The following is a 17,437-nucleotide window of genomic DNA, read 5'->3' as shown; positions in this document are numbered from 1 at the left end:
CCTCCGCCGGTCGCCGGGTCAGTACCGCCCGGCGACGAGCAGCAGCAGCGCGCCGAGGACGGCCAGCCCGGCCGCCGAGGCGAGCGACGCCAGCCAGGCCCGCGTCCACCGCGGCGCCCGTACGGACCCGTCCCCCGAGGTGCCGGGGCCGGGGCCGCCTCCCGGCTCCGCCCACAGGTAGCCGAAGAAACCGGCCCCCGTCACCGCGCACGCCAGCAGCCACGCGGGGCCGCTCGCGCGCCGGTGCCGGGTCACCGCCAGCGTCCGTACGACCACCAGGAGACCGGCGAGCAGCGCCGCCACCCGCAGCCACGCCCACGGGGTGAGCAGGACGTAGGCGACGGGCACCAGCAGCGTCAGGCCCCCGGCGCCGTAGGAGCTGTCGAAGCTCCGTACGGCGAGGCCGTCCGCCGCGGGTCCCGCCTGCCGCCTGATGTCCGCGGTGAACTCCCCGACGACACCGTTCCGGCCGCCGGGGAAGGGGTTCGCGGGCCGGTAGGTGTACTGCCGTTCGGTCAGCGGCCCGGCGCTCCAGCGGACGGTGATCCCGTCGGAGCCCTGGTCGTCGACCCGTACCGAGTGGGTCCGCCCGGCCTCGATGTCCCGCGCCAGGGCGCCGGTCGACCCGCCGCCCGGCACGATCCGCAGCAGGACGGTGGCGAACGACAGCACCAGCACGGCCAGCAGCGCCCAGCGGACGGGCCCCCAGAGCCGGTCGAGCCGGGCGGCGGGCCCGGAGCCGTGACCGCCGGAGCCCGGCCCCCCGGGCTCCCCGCCGTCCGGTGCGGCGGGGAGCGTGGCCTGCGGACCGGTGGTCACTCGACGCTCACCGTGACGGACCAGTAGTACTCCTGGTACACGCTCGCTCCTCCGTAGCCCTGCTTGATGTCCGGGACCCCGAAGTGGAAGGCGGACGCGGTGCCGGTGTCGTTGAACGCGGCGAAGGCCACGGTCATGGAGTGGTCCTTCTTGTTCTGGTTGATCACCTGGTAGACGAGGTCGTAGCCGCCGGTGAAGGCTTCGGGGACCTTGGTGCCCACGCGCCCCCTGGTGGCCATGCCGCTGAGGTCCTTGGGCAGATTCTTCATCTTCTCCCCGAGGTTCTTCCCGTCGACATAGTCGTCCTGGCCTCCCAGCGCGTCAATGTCGGCCCCGAAGTCGGCGTCCGAGACCGCCCTGGCCAGATTCTTGATGATCTGGAGACTGTGGCCGTTGAACGCCAACTGCTTGGTGAGCAGGCTGTTCGCGTCGAAGGGCACATTGGCGCCCTTGCCGCCGAGCCACAGTTGCAGCAGGTCGGTCCAGGTCAGTTGCGGCGAGTTGCCGCCCATCTGGTTGCAGGCGGCCATGGTGCCGGAGGTCACGGACGCGCCGACCTTGCAGGGGTTGGTGTTCCCGGCGAGGGCGAGGACGTAGTCGCGCAGTTCCTTGGCCAGCGCCGCGTGGACGTTCTTCTCGTTCTTGTCGTCCTTCCAGGTGTTCTGCTGGAGCGCGGCGAGCGCGTTCTGGCAGGCCCGGTCGCAGCCGCCGCTGCCACTGCTGTTGCTGTTGCCGTTGCCTTTGCCGCCGCTGTGGGACGGCCGGTTCCCCGGGTCGCGGTCCGGGTGGTAGACCGAGCCCTTGCCGGGCACGCCGTTGTGGCAGCCGGTGATGACACCGGTCATGCACTCGGGAACGCCCTCGCCGGTCGGGTCGGCGAGCCCGGTGGGATTGTCGGCGGCGTAGGCGTAGCCGTTGAGGGTCTGCGCCTTGTCGGTCTGGAGCAGCGGGTCGACGCTGATGAAGCGGCCGGTCGACGGGTCGTACTCGCGGGCGCCGATGTGGACGAGTCCGGTGCCGGTGTCCGCGGGCTTGCCGAGGAAGGTCTTGTCGTCGGGCCACGCCGTCGCGGGCGCGCTGCCGCGGGCGGCGCCGAACGGGTCGGTGTAGCGCTTGGTGACGGCCTGCGTGCCGGCGTCCACCGCGAGGCTGCTGGTGCCGTGGTTGTCGCCCGCGAGCCAGGTCAGAGTGGTGGCGCCGGACTGGGTGGAGCGCACCGCGATCGCCGGTCCCCCGGCGCCCGCGGTGTACGTGCGGACCGCCCAGGTGGTGGTCTTCCCGGCGCTGACCTTGCTGTGGATCTCGGTGGCGCCCAGGTAGACGACGCTCTCGCCGTCGCCCGCGGACGCCCGGCGGATCAGCAGGTTGTCACCCGCGTCGTAGAGGTAGTCGGTGACCTTGGCGCCCTCGGTGGTCCTGGTCAGGTCGCCTTCGCTGTTCCAGGCCAGCGTCTGCGAAGTGCCGCTCGGGCCGGGCCGCTTGGTGGTGTCGCCCGCCTCGTCGTAGCCGTACGTGGCGGTCGCCCCGGTGCAGCTCGCCGCCGCCGTGACGGTGGTCAGGGCGTGCGGGTGGGCGGAGTCGTTGTAGCAGGACTGAGCGGTGCTGTCGCCGGTCGCGGTGTGCTGGGTCCGGGTGAGCCGCAGCCCCGCCGGGTTGTAGGTCCAGCCGGTGGAGTACGGGGCCGCGCCGCCGGTCGTGGTGCTCGCGCAGTCGGCGTTGGCGGGCGTCCAGGCGCTGGTCATCCGCTGGTAGCCGTCGTAGCCGAAGCACTGCGTGTCGGCCTGCGCGGTGCCGCCCTGCGTGGTCGGGTCGGCGATCTTGGTGACGTTCCCGGCGTCGTCGTAGCTGTAGTTGAGGTCCTGCGTCATGTACGCGTGGGTCTGGTCGGTGACCGAGGAGCGGGTCAGCCGGCTGGTGCCCTCCTCGTAGACGTTGGTGATGTACGCCTTCTTCACCCCGGACGCCGCGGTGGCCAGGGTGAGTTGCTGCGGTTCGCCGAGCGCGGAGTAGGAGGTGTCCTGGAGGTAGCCGCTGGTGCCGGTGGCGGTCTCGATCTGGCCGGTCGGCGTGTAGCCGTAGCTGACCGACTCCTGCGGCAGGCCGCCGACGGCGGGCTCGGTGGTGTGCTGGAGGCTGCCGTCGACGTTGTAGTAGGCGGAGTAGCTGTAACTGGCCTTCGCCGCACCCGACTTCACCAGCGGGTCGTTGGCGTCGAGGTCGATCTCGCTGCCGGTGACGTGGTAGGCGTCGTCGTACGCGGTGACCTTCTGGGTGTACGCCTTCCCGGCCAGTCCGCCGTCGTAGCGGGTGGAGGTGTCGAGCTGTCCCGCGGCGGCCGTGTCGAACGTCCACGCGGCGATCTTCGTCGCGTCGGTCCTGGCCGTCTCCCACTCGCCGGTCTTGCGGCCGAGCGTGTCGTACTCGAACAGCAGCGTCTTGTGCGTGGAGCCGGTCGTCGTGGCGATCTGGTCGAGCGCGTTGTACGTGGTCGACGTGGCGCCCATGTCCGGGTCGTTCGCGGAGACCTGACGGCCGAACAGGTCGTAGCCCCAGCTCCACTTGGCGTTGTCGGGGCCGGTGGCGGTGGACTGCTTACCGTCCCTGGTCAGGCCGTACAGGGTGCTGGTGTGCGCGGGCAGCGGGGCGGCGCCGCCGTAGTCCGCGTCGGCGGGCGAGGCGCCCGAGTAGTCGCGGCGCTCGACGGTGCGGCCGAGCGCGTCGGTGATCACGCGGGAGGCGGTGCCGCCCGGCTGGGCGCTGGTGGCCGTCGAGTCGCCGGTGTACGTCGAGGTGACGGTGACGCCCTTCTGCACGCCGTAGACGAGCAGCTTGTCGGAGGTGGTGCGGCCCGCGCCGTCGAAGGTGATCTCGTGCTGGGTGGGCGCGCCGCCGTATTCGGCGCGGGCGTACGTGCCGCTCGGCGTGTGGTCCTGGTCGAAGATCCCGGCGAAGGTCTCGTACGCCAACCCCCGTGAGTCGTACCGGGTGTCGGTGAGGACCCGGCCGCCCAGCGGGCTCGGCGACTGCGTCTGGAGCGGGCGCAGCAGCGCGTCGTCGATCTGGTAGGTGACCCTGCGGACGTTGTTCGGGCCGAGCGTGGAGGTGCTGACGTACGGCGCCGAGCCGCGCTCCATGTGGTAGCCGTAGACGATGCTGGCGCTGTCGCCCGCCGACTTGACGCGGCCCGGCTGCCACACGCCGGTCAGCCGTCCCAGACCGTCGTAGGTCAGCTCGGTCTTCTTGGTGTTGACGTCGTAGGTGGTGGTCGGCAGGCCGCGCAGACCGTCGTAGAAGGTCGTGGTCTTCTGGCTCTTGGCGTTGGTGATCACCGAACGGGTCGGGACGCCCGCGCCGGTCGGGGTGTAGGTGTTGGACGTCGGGTTGCCCGCGCCGTCCTTGGCGAGGGTCATCCGGCCGAGGGTGTCGTAGGCCGAGGTGCCGGTGGTCTGCCAACTACTGGGGTTGCGGTCGCCGTTGGCGTCCGCGCCCGCCGGGTACGCGGCGGCCCGGCCCTTCCACATCGCGTCGCCCTTGGCCGGGCTCTGGTTCGCGGTCCAGGCCGTCGCGGCCGAACTGTCGTAGACGGTCGCGGTGTCGGCGAGCACATCGCCGCGCGTGGTGCTGTTCGCGGGCAGCGACAGCGACGCGTCGGCGGTGCCGCACGGCTGGCCGACCGTACGGACCCTGGAGGTCAGGGAGTTGATGCCCGCGCTGTCGTTGCGGGCGTACCAGGTGCGGGTGCAGGTCTCGTCGCCGCTCTTGGCGGTGTCGCCCGCGTCGTCGACCGTGACCGGCATGCCGTAGGAGTCGTAGGTGCTGGCCGTGGTGCTGGTGCGCCACTTGGCGGGCACGGTCAGATAGGTGTCGGAGTACGTCTTCGCGGTGCGCACGTAGTACGCCTCGACGTCGGCGTACGACTTGTGCTGCGTGGCGGTCCTGACCGACCACGGGTCGTTGACGGTCGCCGAGACGGGCGTGTCCCCGTTGTAGGTGACCTGTTGGCGCTGGAAGCCCGCGTACTGGTCGGAGTCGGTGAGCGCCGCCGTGGTCAGTCCCGGCACGGTCAGCCCCGCCACGGTGACCGTACGGGTGCCGCCCGCCTTCACCTTGTCGCCGTTCATGCCCTGCATGTAGCGGGTGACGGTCCTGAGCCGGTTGCCCGCGCCGGTCCCGGAGTACGAGGTGACCGTGCCGTAGCCGCGGAAGACCGACCAGGTGCGCTCGTCGTCGGGTGTGAACGGGCTGTCGTTGTAGTGCCAGGCCGGGTCGGTGTAGACGTAACTCTGCTCCAGCGCCTCGTTGTTGCCCGCCGGGTCGGAGGTGGTGACGTCCACGACGCGGTACTTGTGGAACCAGTCGAGCCCGGCGTCCTCGGCGCCGTTGATGTGCCAGTACTGCGGATAGCAGTTCATGGTGTCGCTGTCCTCGGCGGCGGGCATGTGCGAGCCGCGCACGCACTCCGGCGTCGACATCGTGACGCTGGTGACCGCGCCGGTCTCCGAGGTGACCGACTGGATGCGGGGCCGGTGCAGCGGCAGGATGTCGTCGGTGGCGTCGACCCGGTTCGCCAGCATCTGGTAGGTGAACGACACCGGGTCCAGCGGGACCGCGGTGCCGGCCTCGCCGGTCCGCTTGATCGAGTCGAGCACCAGCGTCTGGTCGCTGCTGTCGCCGAGGTCACCGGCGTCCAGGTACTTCTCCGCCAGCGCCCAGGTGTCGACGGGCGTGTACGAGGTCCCCGAGAGCACCAGGGCCTGCACCGAGGTGAGGCGCTTGCGGGTGAAGAACGACGGCGCCTGGGCGGCGCAGTCGGTGTCGGACGCGCCGGAGGCGCAGATCGCGTCGAAGGGCACGTCGGGCCAGTTGTGCGCGGTGTCCTTGGTCAGCTTCGAGCAGTCCGAGGCGGTGCAGCGCTCGGTGTAGCCGAAGGTCACCTCGTAGGGCGCGGTGGCGCTGAAGAGCGTGTCGGAGCGCTGCCCGTAGAGGATCTTGTCGAGGTGACCGCCGCGCGTGTAGGAGGCGTTGGCGGTCTTCGAGCCGTTCTTCTTGTAGAAGTTGGACTCCGCCGTGTACCAGTACGACTCGGCGTTGCCGTGGGTGTCGACGACGTAGTCGAGGTTCCAGCGCCACGCCTGGTTGTAGGAGCGGTCGGCGAAGGCGCTGCCCTTGGCGTAGCCGGGCTCGCCGGAGTCGTCGCCGAACACCGGGACGGTCCATACGGAGTTGGTGCGCTGCGTGCCCGCGCCGGTGAGCTTGTTGAGGCCGAAGACGTACTGGGTGCCGTCGCCGGTCGTCACCGTCCAGTACTCGCCCGCGCCGTCCACGCTGTCGCCCTCGTCGCCGTTGTCGGCGCCCGTGGAGTGGGTGACGGTGGAGGCGTCGTCGTCGGCCAGCCGCCACTTCCCCGTGGTGTCGTCCTTGACCAGCTCCGTGGACTTGCCGTTCAGGACGACCGAGGCGTTGTCGAACTTCCAGCACTGGTCGAAGACCTCGGCGTGCCCGTCCTTGTCGCAACCGCCGTACTGGCGCTCGACGTAGGAGTCGGCGGAGACGGTGAAGCCCTCACCGACCTGCGAGCCCTGGTTGTTGGTCGATGCGGTGCGGCCGTCGATGCTGCCGGAGTCGTAGGTGAGCGTCACCGCGGGCACCGGGCCCGCGACGGACGGGGTGACCTCCATCGGGTACGACCAGTCGAAGGAGCCGGAGGAGGTGCCCGCCGACCACTTGGAGGACGCCGACAGGGGGGTGGCGCCGTAGTCGCCACTGCCCTTGGCGGACTCGCCGCTGTCGGCGGTGACGGCGAAGGCGCTCAGGGTACCGGCGTCGGTACCGGCCGTGGCGGGGGCGTCGTCGGTGGCGTCAGCGCTGGCGTCACCACCGGCACCGGCACCGGCATCGGCACTGACGTCGGCCGAAATCGTCTGCCGGGCAAGGTCGTTGACGGACGAAGGGACCGGGGTCCGGGTCCTGCACCGCGCCTTCTGCGGGGTGGTCAGGGCGCACGCCGGGAGCCGCACCAGGCGCAGGCGGCCGGACCAGTCGCCGCCGTAGGCGGAGGCGAAGGAGGAGTAGTCGACGGAGACGTGGACGCGTGCGCCGGCCGGGCCGGTGTGCGCGGCGGAGGCCGAACTCGCCTCGCGCGCCCGCGGTGTGACGGCGAGCAGCACACCTCGTACGCCTGCCGCGTCGGTCGCGGCCCGGTCCAGGACGGTGACCTCGGAGGTGCCGGACGCGGCGCTCTTGAGGGTGCTGCCCTTGGGCCAGGTCGTGTGCTGCTCGGCGAGCGCGCGCCGCGCGCTCCGGTCGTCGGCCGCCTTGCCCGCCGCGGCCTTCGCGCGGGCCTGCTGCGCGCCGAGGCCCGCGGTGTGCACCGTGCCGTTGCGCGGCGCGGGCAGATCGGGGCGGCCCAGCGGCCCCGGCGCGGCGTGGGCGAGCGGGCTCAGCCCGACCGGCACGGTCAGCGCGGCGGCGAGCGCCACGACGAACAGCTTGGCGCGCCTGCCCGGCAGGTACGCGCGGGCGCGTGCCCGCCGCCCGCGGCCGGCGAATCCCGATCTCACGATGACAACCCCCTGGTGAATGACGGCCGCGGACCGGAGCACCGCGGCACGAGCAGTCCCGACACCGGCCGCGGACGGACATCCCGCCCCGCGGCCGTACAACCCCACGAACGATCACCACGCGCCCGGCCGGGCCGGTTCGTCCCGCCCCGCCCGGCGGCCGTCACCCGCCGACGGCCGCGGCGGCCCGTTCCCGACGCGCCGCCGCCCCGGCCGTGTCGCCGCCGCCGGAGGAGAGGGCCGTTCGCGAGGCGACGGTCCCGGACGGGGCGGAAGCCGTGGACGCTTTTGTATTCGCGCGGGAATCCGGACGGGCAGAATCCGGACGGGCAGAATCCGTATGGGCGGAATCCGGAGCGGCGGAATCCGGACGGGCGGAATCCGGACGACCGGAATCCGTAGGTGACGTCGACAGGGGCGGCACTCCCGGAATGGCTCCCGCCGTCGGCGGTACGGCGGCGCTCTCACGCACCGCACCCGCCGCGCGCGGCCTCAACCGCCCCTCGCGCACGCCGAACAGCCCCGCTCCACCCCGAGCCATTTCCCCCACCCCACGCTCAGCGATACCTACAGCCGCGTATCGAATCACCGGTCGCCGGGTGGTGACTACGAACCCCCGTGTTCGTAAGGATTGGCGCCGAACGGCGAGGCCGGCCGAATAGCGGAGCGCGCCGGAAAGGCATACGTGCCGGGGGCACCTTCCCGGCGGCCGGAATAACCGGTTGGCCGCGGACGGCCGCGCCTCAATACTGTCCCGGTGTTCACCGACGACGACGATGCCGTGCTCTACGACCTGCTCAATCAGTGGGACCCCGAGCGGTCACCCGGCGACCGGTTCTACACCGACCTGGTCATGGCCGCCGACTCCGTTCTCGACGTGGGCTGCGGCACCGGCATGACGCTGCATCACGCGCGGGCGCTGGGCCACCGCGGCCGTCTGGTCGGCCTCGACCCGCACCCCCCGTCCCTGCGCCGGGCCCGGCGCCGTACCGACATCGAGTGGCTCGACGGCCGCGCCGCCGACGCCCCGCCCGGCGCCGGTTTCGACCTGGCGATCATGACCGGGCACGCCTTCCAGTGCCTGCTCACCGACGACGACATCCGCGACTCGCTCGCCGCCGTCCGCGCCGCCCTGCGCCCCGGCGGCCGTTTCGTCTTCGAGACCCGCCACCCCCAGGCCCGCGCCTGGCTGTCCTGGACCCCCGGTCACCCCGTCACGACCACCCACCCCACCGCCGGTCCGCTCCGCGTCTGGCACACCGTCGACTCCGTCACCCCCGACCTCGTCACCTTCACCACCACCACCGCCGCCCCGGACGGCACCCCCCTCCACACCGACCGCTCCACCCTCCGCTTCCTCTCCGAGCCCGCCCTCGACGCCTTCCTCACCGCCGCGGGCTTCCGCACCGAGTCCCGCTACGGCGACTGGCCCCGCACCCCGGTCACCCCGGCCAGCCGCGAGATCATCACCGTCGCCCTGGCCTGACCCCCGCCCTTCAGACGGGCCTGGCCGCCAACAGGTAGCCCTGGGGCTGGCGTTCGTCCGGGGCCGGAGCGCGGGTCGTGGTGGCGGTGACGGTGAGGCCGGCGGATTCGGCGAGGGCGGTGATACGGGCGGGGGGATGCCAGTAGACGTCGAGGGAGATGGGGTGGCCGTAGCCGTGGGAGAGGTGGTGGCGGGTGTCGCCGATCTTGTAGGCCACGGCGAGCGGGGCGCCGGGGGCCAGGACGCGGTGGAATTCGGCGAAGACGCGCGGCAGCAGGCGCGGGGGCAGGTGGATGATCGAGTACCAGGCGACGAGGCCGCCGAGGGAGCCGTCCGGGAGGTCCAGGTCGGTCATCGAGCCGACGTCGAAGCGCAGTCGGGGCAGATCGCGGCGGGCCACGGCGACCATCTCGGGCGAGAGGTCGACGCCGAAGACGTCGAGTCCCAGCTCCGCCAGATACCCGGTGATCCGTCCGGGGCCGCATCCGATGTCCGCCACCGGCCGTCCCCGCTGGGCCAGTTCGGCGAACGCCCCCAGCGTCGCGCGGTCCAGGACGCCGGCCGCCAGCGCGTCCCGCAGCAGGTCGGCGTAGCTGTCGGCGACGGTGTCGTAAGCCGCGCGGATGTCCGTCAGGTCGGTGGATTCCGTCATGCGGGCGACCGTATCGCCGCCCTCTGACACCGCTTATCCGACGCTGCCGTCCGTCAGCGACCTGCGGTCACCGCCCGGCGGACCGCCGCGGCGACGGCGGGCGCGTCGTTCCAGGGAGGTCAGGACGGCGGCCAGGAAGGCCAGCGGGATCACCAGACCGAAGAGCGTCCACCAGGCGGCGGTACGGTCGTCGGCCCGGCCCTGGTAAGGGGTGTCGGACGCGCTGGCGACGAAGGCGACGACGTCCAGCACCCCGGCCAGCAGCAGCAGCGCCCACACGAGGACCAGGCACGCCAGCCACAGCACACGCCCGGGCGTGACGCGACGCTCGCGGCCAGGCTCTCCTGCGGGCTCGCGGCCAGGTTCACGTACGGGCTCTCCTGCGGGCTCCGGCGTGCGCGCCCGGCTCAGACCAGGCGCCGTGCCGTCGCCCACCGCGTGAGCTCATGGCGGTTGGAGAGCTGGAGCTTGCGCAGGACGGCCGAGACATGGGACTCGACGGTCTTGACCGAGATGAAGAGCTGCTTGGCGATCTCCTTGTACGCGTAGCCGCGCGCGATCAGGCGCAGGACCTCGCGCTCGCGCTGGGTGAGCCGGTCCAGGTCCTCGTCGACCGGCGGGGCGTCGGTGGACGCGAAGGCGTCCAGGACGAAACCGGCCAGCCGCGGGGAGAAGACGGCGTCTCCGTCGCGCACCCGGAAGATCGAGTTGATCAGGTCGGGCCCGGTGATGGTCTTGGTGACATAACCGCGCGCGCCGCCCCGGATGACACCGATGACGTCGTCGGCCGCGTCGGAGACCGAAAGGGCCAGGAAACGCACCGGGTTGTCGGGGTCGGCGGCCAACGGGGCGCAGCGGCGCAGGACTTCGACACCGCCGCCGCCGGGCAGGTGCACGTCGAGGAGGACGACCTCGGGCCGGGTCGCGGTGACGACACTGACCGCCTGGTCGACGTCGGCGGCCTCGCCGACGACCTCGACACCGGTCTCCTCGGTGGCGCCGATCTCCGCCTGGACCCCGGTACGGAACATGCGGTGGTCGTCGACGAGCACCACCCGTACCCGCCGCTCCCCCGCCAAAGGCGCACTCGGTGTGCTCATGCCGCCACCCTCTCCATCTCCAGTTCGACTTCCGTACCGCCGCCGGGTGCGGCCCGCAGCCGGGCCTCGCCGCCGTTGCGCTGCATCCGGCCGATGATCGACTCGCGGACGCCCATGCGGTCGTCCGGCACCTGGTCGAGGTCGAATCCGGGGCCGTGGTCGCGCACGGAGACGAACACCTTGACGCCCTCCACCTCCGCGTAGACCTGAACGGGTCCGCTGCCACCGTACTTGGCCGCGTTCACCATCGCCTCCCGCGCGGCCTGCATCTGCGCCGCCAGCTTCTCGTCCAGCGGGCAGTCGCCGACGCAGACGACCTCGACCGGGACGCCGTGCGCGTCCTCGACCTCGGCGGCGGCGGCGCGTACGCCCTCGGCGACCGTCGTCGGCTCGTCGTCGCGCCCGGTGCCCTCGGGGCGGTAGAGCCAGGCGCGCAGCTCGCGTTCCTGGGCGCGGGCCAGCCGGTTGACCTCGCGGGGTTCGTCGGCGTGCCGCTGGATGAGGGTCAGGGTGTGCAGGACCGAGTCGTGGACGTGGGCGGCGACCTCGGCGCGCTCCTGGGCCCGGATGCGCATCAGCCGCTCCGCCGACAGGTCCTGTGTCATACGGACCAGGTACGGGCCCGCGATCAGCGCGACGCCGACGAGGACGGCGAGCGCGGCCTGGAGGATGCCGCCGAGGTGGCTGCCGGAGCCGCGCACCACGATGAAGCCGGTGACGCCCGCGACGACCAGGGCGACACCGGCCGCCGCGCGGGCCAGCGGCCAGAACCGCTTGCCGTGGCTCATCTCGACCCAGCGGGCCTTGCGGGCGTTGTCGGCCTGCCGCCAGACCAGCGCGACACCGAGGCCGATGACCAGCAGCGGCCACACGGCGCGGTTGGCGGCGCCGAGGTTGAGGTTGTCGATGAGGATGCCCGCGCCGACGGCCAGCGCGATCAGGGCCATGATCTGGCCCTTGTCGGGCCGCTTGCCCGCCAGCCACGAGCGGGCGTCGCGCGGCTCCTTGGCCATGGCGACACCGCCGACGCCGAGCGGTACGAAGAACCAGAAGACGGCGTAGAGGAGCACGCCGATGCCGTTGAAGCAGGCGAGCAGCACGAACAGGCCGCGTACCCACAGCACGGGCAGGCCGAAGTGCCCGGCCAGGCCGCGCGCGACGCCGCCGACCATCCGCCCCTCGGAGCTGCGGTAGAGCTTGCGCACCCCGGAGTCCCCCGGCTCGTGCGAGGACAGGGGCGAGGAGAGGAAGGACGCCCCGCTGGGACCGCCGGGACCCCGCGGAGCACCGGGCCCGCCGAGACCGGGACCACCGGAGCCGCCCAGACCGGGACCACCGGAGCCGCCCGGGCCGGGACCACCGGGACCGGGACCGCCCGGCACGCCGGGTCCGCCGGACCCGCCCGGCATACGGGACGCTCCGGGCATGCCGGACGCTCCGGCCGGGCTGCTCGCTGACATACCCCGATCGTCACACGTCCGGGCCGCCCGGGGCATCAGGGTTGTCCCCCCAGGGGTAGGGCAGGGTACGGATCAGGGACGTACCAGGGTCGGGGCCGATGCCGGCCGCCCCCGTGAACCGTCACCATGGTCGTATGACGGACCAGCCACCCGAAGAGCCGAGCGACGAGCCGCGCGACCGGCCGAGTGCACCGCGCGCCGACGACGCCGACGGCAGCGGCCTCGGCACCGGCGGCACCGGCGGCCCGGACGGCGACAGCGCCGCGCCCAAGCGGCGGCTGACCCGTGGCCGCGACCACAAAGTCCTCGCGGGCGTGTGCGACGGGGCGGGCCGCTACTTCGACATCGATCCGGTGATCTTCCGCGTGGTGCTGGCCGTCCTCTCCCTCACCGGCGGCATAGGTCTGATCATCTACGGCATGGGCTGGCTGGTCATCCCGCTGGAGGGCGAGCGGCAGAGCGAGGCGCAGCGGCTGCTGTCCGGCCGGATCGAGGGCGCGCCGCTGACCGCCGTGCTGATGGCGCTGGTCGGCTGCGGGCTGTACGCCTCGATGCTGGACAACGGCGACGACCAGGCGTTCTCACTGATCCTGCTGGCCGCGACGACCGGCGCCGTCTACTACTGGGCCCAGGTACGGCGTCGGCAGGCCGCGGGCGAGGCCGCCTCCCCGTCGGGCGCGGCGAGCGCGGTGGTGGACGCGCCGCCCGCCGTGCAGGCGCCGCCGGAGCCCGGCGGCTCCGCGTCCTGGTGGCGCGGCCCGCTGACCAAGGAGCCGTCGTATCTGTGGGGCCCGGACGACGGCCCCTACGGCGACGAGGACAAGGTCGCCTGGCGGGAGCGCAAGCGCGCGGCCCGCAAGAAGGAGAGCTCGTGGGTCTTCGGCCTGACCGTCTTCGTGCTGGTCGTGGCGGCGGGCGCGATCGGCACCGGGGCCGCGGCGCCGTACCAGTCCCCCGCCGTGAGCGTCGAGATCGGCCTGATCGCGGTGCTCGGCGTCTTCGGCCTGGCCTTCGTCGTCGCGTCGTTCGCCGGGCGGGCGCGCGGCGGCACCGTCTTCTTCACCCTGCTGACCCTCGCCGGGCTGATCGCCACCGCGTCGGTGCCGCACGACAACGCGGGGTGGCGCGACACCTGGAGGCCGATGACCGCCGCCGCCGTCCAGCCGACGTACGAACGCGGCAGCGGACAGGGCGTCCTCGACCTGACCGACCTGACGCTCGACGGCAGGACGGTCAACACACGGGTCGACCTGCGCGTCGGCGAAGTGCTGATCAGACTGCCCAAGGACGCGACCGTGCAGCTGACCTACCACGTCGCCGTCGGCGCCATCCGCCTGCCGGAGAAGGACCACGGCGGGCTGAACGTCAACAGCGAAGGGGCCGTGCCGGTCGTCTTCGCCCCGCCCGCGGGCACCATGAACACCGGCACGGTCAACGTCCACGTGCGGATCGGCGCCGGTGATCTGCGGATCGAGCCCGCCACGGCCGGGACCGGTACGGGGACGGCCCCGCTCGCGCCGACCGCGCCCGCCGTACCCGGCGCGCGCCACGTGCCCGTACCCGGCGTGCCCGGCCCGCCCGCAGGACAGGTGAACCGATGAGAAGGCACCGCTTCGAACCCGCCGTCCTGGTCATGGGCCTGGTGCTGCTCTGGCTGACGGCGTGCTTCATCCTCGACGCCTGCCAGGTCTGGGACCTGCGGCCCGAGGACTCCGTCCCGCTCGTCGTCAGCGGTCTGGCCCTGACGGTGGCCACCGCGATCGTCACACAGGTCGTGAGGGCGGTACGGGGGCGCCGGAAGCGCCGCCGCGCGTAGCGGAGCCCGAGCCGTCGGCGGCGTGCGCGCCGGGCCCCGGCACCGCGCCGCCGCCCTTGCCGCGCCGCCGCGCGAGCAGCGCGTCCAGCGACAGATAGGGCGTGCCCGCGAGCACCAGCGGCAGCCAGGCCATCAGATACGCGAGGTCGTTGCCGTAGTAGTACGGCGTCGAGGACCAGCTCACCGTCAGCCACAGGCTGAGCGAGACCAGCGCGCCGCCGAGGGCGGCGACCCGGCCGAGGAGCCCGAACAGCGTGCCGAGCCCCGCCGCTGTCTCACCGAGCGCGATGGCGTACCCGAAGCCGTGCGGCGCCTTCAGCGCGAGGTCGATCATCGCGGGGATCGCCGCGGTGTCGTGGGCGCCGTGCAGGATCTGCACCAGCGAGCCGTTCGCGGAGTCGGTGAAGAAGGTGTCGCTGGTCAGCTTGTCGAGCCCGGCGTAGATGAACGTGACGCCGAGGAAGATCCGCAGCGGCAGCAGTGCGTAGCGACGGGCGGTGTCCCGCCGGACGTCGAGCCGTTCGAGCATCGTGTTCCGCCAATCCCGCCGCCCGTGCGTTCCCTGATGAGAACGATTCTGCCGGTACGGCGCCCTCGGAGGGACATACGTACGCCCGGCGGCTGTCACTCAAGGCGGCGGCCACAAAGCGCGGGACCGCAGAAAGACCCGCACGTCTCTGGCAGTACGCGGCCCCGCCCCCGATACTCAGGCATCGCACGGACCCGACGGGTGGAGGTATCCGAGTTGCCGTACGACCTGACGATCTACCTGGCCCACCGCGACGACTACGCGGACTTCCTCACCGCGACCGACGAGGAGGCGTCCGTCGTCTGGCACCGCAGGCAGGGCGACCACACCGACAGGGCCGACCTCCTGGAGCGTACGGAGGCCGCGTACGGCAGGACCCAGGCCGCCCTCAATGTGCTGGACATCGAGGGCGGCGGCCCGCTCACCGAGGCGAAGGCCCTGGTCGGCCGCATCCGGTCCTTCTACGATATGGACGAGATCCCGGACAGCGCGTGGGAGGAGTACAAGGCGGCCAGGAGCCGCTACGTCACCGCGGCCCGCGAGAGCCTGGCGGCGCACTGAACGCGCGTCACTCCCACTCGATGGTGCCCGGCGGCTTGCTCGTCACGTCGAGCACCACGCGGTTGACGTCGGCCACCTCGTTGGTGATCCGGGTGGAGATCTTCGCCAGCACCTCGTACGGCAGCCGCGACCAGTCCGCGGTCATGGCGTCCTCGGAGGAGACCGGGCGCAGCACGATCGGGTGGCCGTAGGTGCGGCCGTCGCCCTGGACGCCGACGGAGCGGACGTCGGCGAGCAGCACCACCGGGCACTGCCAGATGTCGCGGTCGAGCCCGGCCGCGGTCAGCTCCTCGCGGGCGATGGCGTCGGCCTCGCGCAGCAGGTCGAGCCGGTCGCGGGTGACCTCGCCGACGATCCGGATGCCGAGCCCGGGGCCGGGGAACGGCTGCCGCTGCACGATCTCCTCGGGCAGGCCCAGCTCCTGGCCGACCATCCGCACCTCGTCCTTGAACAGCTTGCGCAGCGGCTCGACGAGCGTGAACTGGAGGTCTTCGGGCAGGCCGCCGACATTGTGGTGCGACTTGATGTTCGCGGTGCCGGTGCCGCCGCCGGACTCGACCACGTCCGGGTAGAGGGTGCCCTGGACCAGGAACTCCACCGGCTCGTCGCCGGGCGCCTCGGCGACGATCTCCGCCTGCGCCTGCTCGAAGACCCGGATGAACTCCCGGCCGATGATCTTCCGCTTCTGCTCCGGGTCGCTGACCCCGGCGAGCGCGTCCAGGAAGCGGTCGGTGGCGTCCACGACCTTGAGCTGGACGCCGGTCGCGGCCACGAAGTCCTTCTCGACCTGCTCGGTCTCGCCCTTGCGCATCAGTCCGTGGTCGACGTACACGCAGGTGAGCCGGTCACCGATGGCCTTCTGGACGAGGGCGGCGGCGACCGCGGAGTCCACGCCGCCGGACAGCCCGCAGATGGCCCGGCTGCTGCCGACCTGCTCGCGGATCAGCGCGATCTGCTCGTCCACGACATTGACGGTCGTCCACGTCGGCGCGAGGCCCGCGCCGCGGTAGAGGAAGTGCTCCAGGATCTGCTGGCCGTGCGTGGAGTGCAGCACCTCGGGGTGGTACTGGACGCCGTACAGCCGCTTCTCGTCGTTCTCGAACGCGGCGACCGGCACCACGTCGGTGGACGCCGTCACGGCGAAGCCCTCGGGCGCGGCCGAGCAGGCGTCGCCGTGCGACATCCACACCGACTGCTCGGCGGGGGTGCCCTCGAAGAGGGTGGAGCCGGGCTTGGAGACGGCCAGCGCGGTGCGGCCGTACTCCCGCGCCCCGGTGTTGTCGACGGTCCCGCCGAGCGCCGTCGCCATGAGCTGGAAGCCGTAGCACATGCCGAAGACGGGGACGCCCGCCGTGAAGATCGCCGGGTCCAGGGTGGGGGCGCCCGGCTCGTAGACCGAGGACGGGCCGCCGGACAGGATGATCGCGCTCGGCCGCTTCGCCAGCATCTCGCTCACCGGCGTCGTGGAGGGCACGATCTCGCTGTACACCCGGGCCTCACGGACCCGGCGCGCGATCAGTTGCGCGTACTGCGCACCGAAGTCCACGACCAGGACCAGGTCCGGTGTATCCGGTGTGCCCGACGAGGGGGCGGGGGCGACTGGCGTTACCACGGTGTGCCTTCCGGCGGTTCCAACGGGGATAGGACCCGATTCTACCGGGGCGGCGCACTCCCTCCTTCCCCCGGCTTGCCCCGCGGGAGGCGAGGGGGGCACACTGACGCCATGCACACGCGCAGCGTCACGTTTACCTATGGCACCGGCTGGTCCGGCTGCCATGGTCGCGTCGCGTGAGCTGACGAGCGACTTCCCAGGCGCCCCGGGCCGGACGGCCCGGGGCGCCTGTCGTTTCGCTCCCCCGGGACCCGAGGCCCGCGGCGCCGCCCGCCCCTCCCGAGGAGAGCAGACATGACGACCCCGACCCCGACACCTACCTCCGTCCCGGCCCCCATTCCGGCCCCGGCCCCCGCGACCGCGACCGCGGGCACCGAGAGCGTCCCGGACGCCCCGGACACCCACGGCGTCCCGGAGTCCGCGGACGCGGTCATCGCGCGCAAGCGGCGGCGGATCGACGATCTCGACACCCGGATCATCGGCCTGGTCAGGGAACGGATGACCGAGTCGGCCGACATCCAGCGCGCCCGCATGACGTCCGGCGGTCGCCGGGTGAGCCTGAACCGCGAGATGGAGGTGCTGACGCACTACAGCGCGGAGTTGGGGAGGCCGGGCACGTCACTGGCGATGACGCTGCTGGAACTGTGCCGCGGCAAGGTGTGAGCGGCGCGGCCGGAGCGGCCCGCGAGGCGTGACGTTTCGCCCTTTCGAGCGGCATCACCCGTACGGCACGTGACCGGCCCGCGATGGCTTCGTTGGAGGTGGTGTCCGTGCCATCCAGGGGCGGTAACCCAACACCACGCGTGGAACTGGACACCGCCTAGACGCAGCTAGGCGGGGTG

The 17,437-nt window shown here is 72.4% G+C and carries 12 protein-coding genes and 1 pseudogene; 5 read left to right on the top strand and 8 right to left on the bottom strand.

The annotated features are described in order from the left end of the window. Positions 1–18 precede the first annotated feature (18 nt). Positions 19–819: a hypothetical protein gene (locus tag ACIOC1_RS19685; protein WP_401855624.1), complete on the bottom strand. Its 801-nt coding sequence runs from the start codon at positions 817–819 to the stop codon at positions 19–21. Beyond that, entirely contained in the window at positions 816–7,379 is a 6,564-nt protein-coding gene (locus tag ACIOC1_RS19680) for an RHS repeat-associated core domain-containing protein (RefSeq protein ID WP_401855622.1), read from the bottom strand. Before ACIOC1_RS19680 ends, ACIOC1_RS19685 begins: the two co-directional genes overlap by 4 nt. 757 nt (positions 7,380–8,136) lie before the next feature. Here ACIOC1_RS19680 and ACIOC1_RS19675 point away from each other — a divergent pair. Next, positions 8,137–8,865, top strand: a complete 729-nt coding sequence (locus ACIOC1_RS19675; protein ID WP_401855619.1) for a class I SAM-dependent methyltransferase — start codon at positions 8,137–8,139, stop codon at positions 8,863–8,865. Between the two features lie 10 nt (positions 8,866–8,875). Here ACIOC1_RS19675 and ACIOC1_RS19670 read toward each other — a convergent pair whose 3' ends face one another. The 4 genes from ACIOC1_RS19670 to ACIOC1_RS19655 form a co-directional block, all read right to left on the bottom strand. Then, positions 8,876–9,517 carry a methyltransferase domain-containing protein gene (locus tag ACIOC1_RS19670; RefSeq protein ID WP_391050460.1) on the bottom strand — a complete coding sequence of 214 codons (642 nt, stop codon included), beginning with the start codon at positions 9,515–9,517 and terminating at the stop codon, positions 8,876–8,878. Positions 9,518–9,550: 33 nt separating this feature from the next. Then, entirely contained in the window at positions 9,551–9,823 is a 273-nt protein-coding gene (locus ACIOC1_RS19665; RefSeq protein WP_355336820.1) for a hypothetical protein, read from the bottom strand. A 101-nt stretch (positions 9,824–9,924) separates the two neighbouring features. Then, a complete protein-coding gene (locus ACIOC1_RS19660) occupies positions 9,925–10,617 on the bottom strand; it encodes a response regulator transcription factor (RefSeq protein ID WP_188281968.1) in 693 nt (230 codons plus the stop codon). Then, a complete protein-coding gene (locus ACIOC1_RS19655) occupies positions 10,614–12,077 on the bottom strand; it encodes a PspC domain-containing protein (RefSeq protein ID WP_401855615.1) in 1,464 nt (487 codons plus the stop codon). Before ACIOC1_RS19655 ends, ACIOC1_RS19660 begins: the two co-directional genes overlap by 4 nt. Before the next feature lie 134 nt (positions 12,078–12,211). On the opposite strand from ACIOC1_RS19655, the gene ACIOC1_RS19650 reads away from it, so the two are divergent. Continuing rightward, complete coding sequence (locus tag ACIOC1_RS19650; RefSeq protein ID WP_401855613.1) at positions 12,212–13,678, top strand: PspC domain-containing protein; 1,467 nt, start codon at positions 12,212–12,214, stop codon at positions 13,676–13,678. Next, a complete protein-coding gene (locus ACIOC1_RS19645) occupies positions 13,675–13,893 on the top strand; it encodes a hypothetical protein (RefSeq protein ID WP_355336817.1) in 219 nt (72 codons plus the stop codon). The genes ACIOC1_RS19650 and ACIOC1_RS19645 overlap by 4 nt, the downstream gene beginning before the upstream one ends. A 46-nt stretch (positions 13,894–13,939) precedes the next feature. On the opposite strand, the pseudogene ACIOC1_RS19640 reads toward ACIOC1_RS19645, so the two are convergent. Beyond that, positions 13,940–14,422: pseudogene (locus ACIOC1_RS19640) on the bottom strand (DoxX family protein); the annotation flags it as partial. A gap of 201 nt (positions 14,423–14,623) precedes the next feature. Between ACIOC1_RS19640 and ACIOC1_RS19635 the strand changes: the two are divergent. Next, positions 14,624–14,983, top strand: a complete 360-nt coding sequence (locus ACIOC1_RS19635; protein WP_355336816.1) for a hypothetical protein — start codon at positions 14,624–14,626, stop codon at positions 14,981–14,983. Between the two features lie 7 nt (positions 14,984–14,990). Here ACIOC1_RS19635 and guaA read toward each other — a convergent pair whose 3' ends face one another. Next, positions 14,991–16,595, bottom strand: a complete 1,605-nt coding sequence (gene guaA, locus ACIOC1_RS19630; RefSeq protein ID WP_355336815.1) for a glutamine-hydrolyzing GMP synthase — start codon at positions 16,593–16,595, stop codon at positions 14,991–14,993. 294 nt (positions 16,596–16,889) lie between these two features. Between guaA and ACIOC1_RS19625 the strand changes: the two genes are divergently transcribed. Continuing rightward, positions 16,890–17,258: a chorismate mutase gene (locus ACIOC1_RS19625; protein ID WP_401855609.1), complete on the top strand. Its 369-nt coding sequence runs from the start codon at positions 16,890–16,892 to the stop codon at positions 17,256–17,258. Positions 17,259–17,437 lie beyond the last annotated feature (179 nt).

It is taken from the genome of Streptomyces sp. NPDC088197, from assembly GCF_044741185.1.
Taxonomy (GTDB): domain Bacteria; phylum Actinomycetota; class Actinomycetes; order Streptomycetales; family Streptomycetaceae; genus Actinacidiphila.
Note: the sequence above shows the minus strand (reverse complement) of the source record. Positions and strands in the feature narration are given on the sequence as shown.

Coding starts and splice junctions, on each gene's coding strand:
- ACIOC1_RS19670 (WP_391050460.1), bottom strand. CDS start 9,517: ATGACGGAATCCACCGACCTGACGGACATCCGCGCGGCTTACGACACC.
- ACIOC1_RS19660 (WP_188281968.1), bottom strand. CDS start 10,617: ATGAGCACACCGAGTGCGCCTTTGGCGGGGGAGCGGCGGGTACGGGTG.
- ACIOC1_RS19655 (WP_401855615.1), bottom strand. CDS start 12,077: ATGTCAGCGAGCAGCCCGGCCGGAGCGTCCGGCATGCCCGGAGCGTCC.
- ACIOC1_RS19650 (WP_401855613.1), top strand. CDS start 12,212: ATGACGGACCAGCCACCCGAAGAGCCGAGCGACGAGCCGCGCGACCGG.
- ACIOC1_RS19645 (WP_355336817.1), top strand. CDS start 13,675: ATGAGAAGGCACCGCTTCGAACCCGCCGTCCTGGTCATGGGCCTGGTG.
- ACIOC1_RS19625 (WP_401855609.1), top strand. CDS start 16,890: ATGACGACCCCGACCCCGACACCTACCTCCGTCCCGGCCCCCATTCCG.